Origin of the sequence: Metabacillus lacus (assembly GCF_009674805.1) — a bacterium.
Classification (GTDB): Bacteria; Bacillota; Bacilli; order Bacillales; family Bacillaceae; genus Metabacillus_C; species Metabacillus_C lacus.
Genome location: NZ_WKKI01000083.1, coordinates 1 through 7,129, shown reverse-complemented (window position 1 = coordinate 7,129; position 7,129 = coordinate 1). Strand labels below are relative to the sequence as shown.

8 protein-coding genes are annotated in these 7,129 nt (G+C 36.8%); 4 read left to right on the top strand and 4 right to left on the bottom strand.

Annotation, left to right across the window (positions count from 1 at the left end):
• Positions 1-487 precede the first annotated feature (487 nt).
• From GJU40_RS21160 to GJU40_RS20025, 4 genes are all read left to right on the top strand, one after another.
• On the top strand, positions 488-1,012 hold the full coding sequence (locus tag GJU40_RS21160; RefSeq protein WP_246188451.1) for a hypothetical protein: 525 nt from the start codon (positions 488-490) through the stop codon (positions 1,010-1,012).
• Positions 1,013-1,027: 15 nt separating this feature from the next.
• The gene (locus GJU40_RS20035) at positions 1,028-1,318 is read left to right on the top strand and encodes a hypothetical protein (protein WP_154309822.1); all 291 of its coding nucleotides are present in this window, start codon (positions 1,028-1,030) and stop codon (positions 1,316-1,318) included.
• 179 nt (positions 1,319-1,497) lie between these two features.
• Positions 1,498-2,328 carry a hypothetical protein gene (locus tag GJU40_RS20885; protein ID WP_212029918.1) on the top strand — a complete coding sequence of 277 codons (831 nt, stop codon included), beginning with the start codon at positions 1,498-1,500 and terminating at the stop codon, positions 2,326-2,328.
• 10 nt (positions 2,329-2,338) lie between these two features.
• Entirely contained in the window at positions 2,339-2,743 is a 405-nt protein-coding gene (locus GJU40_RS20025) for a hypothetical protein (RefSeq protein WP_154309821.1), read from the top strand.
• A 1,021-nt stretch (positions 2,744-3,764) separates the two neighbouring features.
• Here the strand turns inward: GJU40_RS20025 and GJU40_RS20020 are convergent.
• From GJU40_RS20020 to GJU40_RS20005, 4 genes are all read right to left on the bottom strand, one after another.
• Positions 3,765-4,226, bottom strand: coding sequence for a hypothetical protein (locus tag GJU40_RS20020; protein ID WP_154309820.1), 462 nt, complete (start codon positions 4,224-4,226; stop codon positions 3,765-3,767).
• A 43-nt stretch (positions 4,227-4,269) separates the two neighbouring features.
• A complete protein-coding gene (locus GJU40_RS20015) occupies positions 4,270-4,899 on the bottom strand; it encodes a hypothetical protein (RefSeq protein WP_154309819.1) in 630 nt (209 codons plus the stop codon).
• A 12-nt stretch (positions 4,900-4,911) separates the two neighbouring features.
• Entirely contained in the window at positions 4,912-5,478 is a 567-nt protein-coding gene (locus GJU40_RS20010; RefSeq protein ID WP_154309818.1) for a zinc metalloprotease, read from the bottom strand.
• 404 nt (positions 5,479-5,882) lie between these two features.
• On the bottom strand, positions 5,883-6,830 hold the full coding sequence (locus tag GJU40_RS20005; protein ID WP_154309817.1) for an aldo/keto reductase family protein: 948 nt from the start codon (positions 6,828-6,830) through the stop codon (positions 5,883-5,885).
• Positions 6,831-7,129 lie beyond the last annotated feature (299 nt).

Sequence of the window (7,129 nt, the reverse complement as noted above, 5' to 3'; positions counted from 1 at the left end):
AAATCTTCAATAAAAACAAATTCCGCTTCATTTTGTGATTCTCTTTTTGGTTTAAACATCCCATTCACCATCCTAGAGTTATTACCTATATTATACCAAATTAACGCGGTGAATTGGGAAAGTAAAAGAAAAAAATAAAAGACTGTCGAGAGTTTCTCGACAGCCTGAGAGCCCACTTTGGGGGCTCTTTTTCTTTTGATTCTAACATGGCGCCAATTATAATGAAACAAGGAACAAAATATCCCGATTTCGAGTCCAACAAGAGTTGAGACAAGTTGGAGATATCCTTAAGGTGACCGTCAAACGCTGTGGTAAAAGTAGCAGATGACATTACCGAAACGGCAAGATTCATGGACAAGACTGTGACATCAGCGAAAAACTTGATAAGATCCAAACAAGAACTAGCCGCAGACGGCATTGGCATAATAAAGAGCCAAGCCGCAACAACCACAGCATCGAAAACGGAGTCAGTGGACTGGCAAGGTGGATGAAAAACAGTGTCGGCAAAGGAGATGGGGTAGCCGCAAGTGGGAGTAGATTGGATGATGCAGCTGCTAAGGGTACGGGTAAAGGTGTACCGGATATTAATCCTAAATATGCTACAGCAATTGATAACAAGGTAACTATTAAGGAACAAGTGGTACTACCATCCTGGTTAAAAAAAACATATACAGATGGCCAATATAGAACGGTTATTACGGATGAAAATATTATGGTATACCGTACTTTCGGTGGTAAGGCAGGAATAGATGGTGCTTTCGCTACTACGGTACCTGCCTCAAACAGAATAACAAGCAAAATTGATTCTGCTCTTTTGCCAGAATGGAAGAATAGTAGACAGTATGAGGCAGTTATTGAACTACCTAAAGGTACAGAATTAAATATTGGTAAAGTAGAGCAACAAATGACTCAAACGGAAACGATTTTTAAAGGAGGAGGGGATCAAATTTTGCTGCCACAGAATTGGCCAAATGAATGGATAAAAGAAATTAGGGAAGTCCCAAGCAGATAAGGAGGGGGAAAGGAAATGTCAAAAGATGAAAAGCGAGATAGGTTACTTATACAGTTAAGAAAGGTACTAGCTCTTTTAAAGGAACAGTATGTAACACAACCAACACCCATGCTCGAAATGATTATTTCACGTTATCAACATGCTAATGATATTTTGGAGAACAGTAATATTGAAGACCTGAAAAAAGACATGTTCAGGATTAGTGGTTCAGTCAGGGCATATTTGGAATCGTATAGTGATTATATGAATCCAATGCTTGGTGAAATGGATAAAGCCGAAAATATGCTAAAAGAATTTTTTATTTGAAAAATAGGTTACCTAGTACAGAATAAACTCGATTATGGTCACATCCCACTAGGATTGACCTTTTTTTATTGGTTTAGGTAACCCCTGGTTTGCCGGGGGGGTAAATAGAGCTTCTAATGTGTTATTAGAGTAGAAGCAGGGAAAGCCGTCAATTAGACGTCTGGGATGGACTCGTGTTCATGGTGACAAGCCCAAAGGAATTCATTGAGGGCACAATTCATGCGATTTGTCATCCGGTTGAAACAGGGAAACTGGTATGGGAGGCGATCTCGACCTCATGGGAACGTTATGTCGTAAAAGGAGATGCGAAAAGCCAAGCAGAATGGTTTTCGTATGCAGGGACGACGATAGGGTTATCCTTCGTCGGAACAAAAGGGGTAGATAAGCTAGTCAAGAGCGCGAAGCTACCGAATGTCCAAGTCCCAATCAACACCCCAGAGGCGCAACCCCCACTGCAGCCAGCATTATCTGGCGTGCCAGGGAATGTGAACGGACTCCCATACAATGTGATGGACTCGCAGGCGTTTTATGGAGAATTGCGGCGTAGTGTGGTTGTGAGGTTTGATGGGGATGGTGGTAATAAGGGTACGGTTAAAGGTGAAAAAATCAGTCCTTCAGAAATTACAAAAAGTTGGCAAGGCCAAGGTGCATATCCTGGAATTGATAGATATAGAGATATTTCCTTAAATAAAGGAACAATAATCTACAGGGGAGAGCCCTTCGGATCTGAATACTTTACTACAGGGAGGGCTATTCAACGATCTGGTAATGATGCAACAACTTTGTTTGAAGGCTTGCAAGTACAAAAGCATCCCAAGTTTGGATATAGGCCTGGAATGACTGCATATGTTGTAGATGATGATATTGCTGTAGCATTCGGTATCACGGAAGCAAACCCCGATTATGGTCCTGGAAATTTACCGCAGATGTTTGTACCTGATGCAAACGTATTAATTGAGCAAGGTATTCTTAAACCAATTCATTCTCAGCGACTTACAAACTTTAAATAAGAGGTGGAAAATGATGATTGATGAAAATTTTGGTTCTATAATATTGGAAGATGGAAAAATAGTTTTAAATTCAAATATGTCTCCTGGTATATTTATGGCTACTTCTTTATACAAGGGAGGCAGTGTGGAACCTAACTATTTGTTAAAAGACACACATGAAATAAATGGTAAAGAATTTCTGATAACATTATATTTTAATAATGAGAAACTTAAAAAGATCCATTTATCGGAAGCAATTAAAGGACTATCTTGGGATAATTGGTCTGAAGAAGTTGAGATTAACAAGAAAAAAAGTCATGACCAGTGGCTGTTATCTGTTTTAGGAAATGAACCTTATAATTATTCTTGGGGGAACATAGAATCTATCTTTGATAAGAAAGGCTGCGTTAGTTCAATTATTCTTAGGTATATTTAAAGTGTTTCATTAAAAGAAAGTTGATTAAGCTGCATGTAATTCGCATCCGTCCGCCTACTTAGTTTTGAGGAAAGCAACCTAAATAAAAATTGAGTTTTGCTGCATTATAGTGAAAGAGAAAATAAAACAGGGATAAAACTATTATATAATGAACATATGGAATGTAAGTATTTTTACAAGCAACTAGCAGAAAATGCTAAATTAAAGTTTGCTAACCTTGATTGGCCAAGCGCCTATCAAGGTTTTTTTGTGATAGACTACTCAGTTTCATTCTAATTCTCAATTGCTTTATCTTAGTTTTCCACCAGTTTCTATGTTTTTAAGAAACTTTGATATACATATAATGATAACTATGTTGAGAGGTTACTCCACTACATTAACTCCTTTTACTATTTGAATCGCAGACGAGAATGACAAAATTCCTTATGCTAAGGTGGGAAAGATACGGATATATAAGATAGTGAAAGAAAGAAAGAAAGGCGAAGTCCAATTTTATTTGAAGCAAAATGAAACCTATGAAGTAGAATTATAGATGTTTTGGGGAGGACTGAAAAGCCTCCCTTCTTACCTTTAAGCGGCAATAAATCCGTCAAGTTTAGGACAAAATGAGCCGTCAGTTTCAGGACATTATAGAGCGTCATTAACAATATGTTAATCTCCAAAAAATGCAAATTACTACTACAGCCTCCATGGGTTGAAGAAATTGACCAAAAAGTATGCTTGGAAATGAAGGACAAGAATGGATTGTTTATAACAGTGAGTGTGGCAAAAGGATATATATCAGACGGTTTGCTGCAGAAGATGAAGCTTGTCAAGATATTTTAAAGCGACATGTAGGTTAGTTGTACACAAAGAAAAATTAATTGACCTATGTCCCTGAATGTTTCTTTGTGGAGGAGCTACCTGGTGCTGAATAACTAGCATGAGGTTGATCTAGAGCTCCCTTGGGGTTGTTTCACTCCGCACTTACTTAATTGCAATTTGTAATAATCTGATTATTGGATCCACTCCCATTGAATCTCTAATTCTTTAGTTCGAGCTCTTGTTTCACTTCGAGGAGATATTTGCTCTTTTCTTTTTTTAATTGTCCATCATAGACATAAATTATCATAACATTATTAATCACATGAAGTTCACTAGCTTTTATCTTCATAGCAGCTGTATTTTCATTGAACTCCTTGACAGCTTCATTTGCTTTTGTATTACTTTCGTAGTTGTAAAAATAATACTTGTCCATCCCGCTCTGATAGGTGTCAGGCTTCTTTTTAACAAGTTCTTGAACAAAAATCGAATTATCATTGTTAATTGAATCAAGGGCAATTCCTTTACCTTCTAACGCGTTGACAATTTCTTGATTACTAAGCATATCTTTGTTACTTTGATCCTTCGATAACTCGTTACTACCACCAGTTACAGTACCTTTTGCCTGTCCACAACCCGTTAGAACAAGGATAATACTGAAAACGATTAATAAGTTTTTCATCTCTCCATCCTTCCATGTTCCAAAAATATGTTCTTAGACCATATTATAACTTAATAATTTCTTTTTTAAATCGGTCCTTTTTCTCCTTGTTATGATTATTTAGCCCCATATCAGTTGGATCAGTATTATCTATATTATATTTTCCTAAGTTGTTAAATATTAATGAATATTTCCCGTAGGCATTCTTTTTTAGAAATATAATATATTTGCTTCCTTCCTTTAGTTCGGAATATTCTTCTAATACAACTTTAACTTTTATTTTGTTAGAATCTTGCATTAATCCTACAGGTTCAACAAATTCAATAATATTATTCTTGTTAAATACTTCACTAGAAGGACTTTTAATCACTCTATCAACTTTAAAATTAGTCAATGTATAAGCGTCTTCTGTTGAATTATCTAACTCATTTATTACTTCAACATGCTTTCTTTTAGAAAAATCTTCTGTAGGTGAACCTAATAAAATTAGTTCTGTATCTTCTACAAGTTCATTTACATCTTTATAAACCTTGTACTTCCCATCTACTGAAATTGTTTTATAATCTTTTTCATCACTAACTTTTACATTTTCCTTTTTAAATTCATTTATAGAATAATTTTGCACTAAAATAATTGAACTCATTACAACTGTTAAAGCTGGTAAGATAATTTTTTTTATGTTGGTCAATTTCATATTTTTCTCTCCTTAATTTCCCCATTTTTTTCTTAATTCACCTTTGTCATACTCCCTTGGAGTAATCCAATACTGGCTACCCCTTGCAGTCATAACAGATGTAACAGTATAATTATCTGGTGTATGCTCTAACTTAAGACTATGTCCAAGTTCATGCAAAGCAACATTGGTTCGTTCATCTATTGACAAATCATCAAGATCCATTTGATTGTCATAAACCCAAACATCTACATATGTCCAATTAGATTCTAGATTTTGGATGGTTCCATTTTGATTCCTAGGAAATATCTTACCCCATAGACCTGATGTACTCGTAGAACCCACATGATATTTGTCGGCATACACGTGAGTACTATCATTAAATCTCACATTCGAAGACACACCTGTCCAGCCATTTCTCGCTAAGTCGTAGGTAGCTGCATATCCCCCGCTACGAACAGAAGCAGAATATACATAATTGGTATATCCACCCCAGTATTTTGTGCCCCCCCAAAAATCGGCAAAATTTTCTTTAGGACCATAGCTCCAAAAAGATAGTCCAAGGACAAAAACAATAAATCCTTTTCTAGCATGTTTCAAAACAATCACCCTTCCATTTTTTTGGTAATACACTTCCTGAATATACCATGTATAAAACTATTTGAAAACACTTTTATAAAAAAATTTTTATAAAAAACTATATTTAAATTTTAAAAGGTATTTATACAAAATAGCTTTTATTAATTATTAATATTTTTATAGGAAGAAAACTACCATATTTAATGTTATTTAATTTTTTATGTTTTAGTTAATTTGAATTCTAAAATGAAAATTAAATTTTTGGATTTTTTTGGTGGAGGTAAAACTTTATACAAAATAAAATGCGGTTAATAGCTTGAACATCTTCTTGGTAATAGAAAAAATTTAACTTGCCGTTTGAAACCATAAAGCATTGAAGTCTATCTAAATATGTAAAAACCCCGCTAAACTAGCGGGGCAAAGGGTTATGTGAGAATATCTTCAATTTTAGCCAGTATATCCTCTGAAAGCTCGATATCGACTGCTTTTACGTTTTCTTCGACTTGAGATGGTTTCGAAGCACCGATCAGGGCACTGGAAACATTCTGTTGGCGGAGAATCCATGCCAGAGCCAGCTGTGAAATCTTGACGTCCATTTCATCGGCGATTTTTTGAAGCTGTTCAACCTTATTCAGATTCTCTTCCGTCAGCTTTTCCTGAATGAAGCGGTTGATTTTCGGATCAGATGCACGTGTACCTTCAGGGATGCTTCCTCCACGAGAATATTTACCTGTTAACACTCCTTCAGCAAGCGGCGAGAAGACAATTTGTCCAATTCCGTTTGCCTGGCTCAGTGGAATGATTTCGCTTTCGATGTAGCGGTTCAGCATATTGTATACCGGCTGATTGACCACGATCCGGTCTAGCAGGTATTTATCTGATGTATGCAAAGCCTCCTGAATTTGCTGCGCTGTCCACTCACTTACTCCGACATATAAAACCTTGCCCTGACGAACCAGGTCATCTATCGCTCTTAATGTTTCATCAATCGGGGTTTCTTTATCATATCGGTGGCAATAGTATAGGTCTACATAATCAAGTCCCAGACGTTGAAGGCTTGCGTGAAGCTGTTCTGTGATATGTTTGCGCGACAAGCCGGAATCGTTGACGCCTTCTCCCATGACTCCAAACACTTTTGTTGCAAGCACATAGGATTCACGCGGATACTTTCGCAGCGCCTCTCCGACAACCTTTTCCGCTTCTCCACGGTTATAAACATTTGCCGTATCGAACGAATTGATTCCTAATTCATACGCCTTATCAATCGTTGCGATGGCTGTTTCCTTTTCGGTCGTATTGCCATATGTAAGCCAGCTTCCCAAACTGATTTCACTTACCTTTAAACCGGTTCTGCCAAGTCTGCGGTATTTCATACAATCATTTCCCCTTCACCTGAAATATTTCGAGTACAGAAATAGTATAAAATTTTCTGAACAAAATGGGAAGTAAAAAGCGAAAAGCGATATGATTTGGCTTGATTTATTCCAGGGTTAACGGAATTTCCTTAACCCCTCTGACAATCATGCCCGGTCTCCACTCCAGCTCTTCATTCTCAACAGCCAGCTTCATGTCGGGAAAACGCTGGATCAGAGTGTTAGGGACGGAGGGACAGGTACATTGTCCCAAAAACTTCTCGCAGATATAAATTCAATTTCATAGAAAATAAGCAGTT

Coding starts and splice junctions, on each gene's coding strand:
- GJU40_RS21160 (WP_246188451.1), top strand. CDS start 488: ATGAAAAACAGTGTCGGCAAAGGAGATGGGGTAGCCGCAAGTGGGAGT.
- GJU40_RS20035 (WP_154309822.1), top strand. CDS start 1,028: ATGTCAAAAGATGAAAAGCGAGATAGGTTACTTATACAGTTAAGAAAG.
- GJU40_RS20885 (WP_212029918.1), top strand. CDS start 1,498: ATGGTGACAAGCCCAAAGGAATTCATTGAGGGCACAATTCATGCGATT.
- GJU40_RS20025 (WP_154309821.1), top strand. CDS start 2,339: ATGATGATTGATGAAAATTTTGGTTCTATAATATTGGAAGATGGAAAA.
- GJU40_RS20020 (WP_154309820.1), bottom strand. CDS start 4,226: ATGAAAAACTTATTAATCGTTTTCAGTATTATCCTTGTTCTAACGGGT.
- GJU40_RS20015 (WP_154309819.1), bottom strand. CDS start 4,899: ATGAAATTGACCAACATAAAAAAAATTATCTTACCAGCTTTAACAGTT.
- GJU40_RS20005 (WP_154309817.1), bottom strand. CDS start 6,830: ATGAAATACCGCAGACTTGGCAGAACCGGTTTAAAGGTAAGTGAAATC.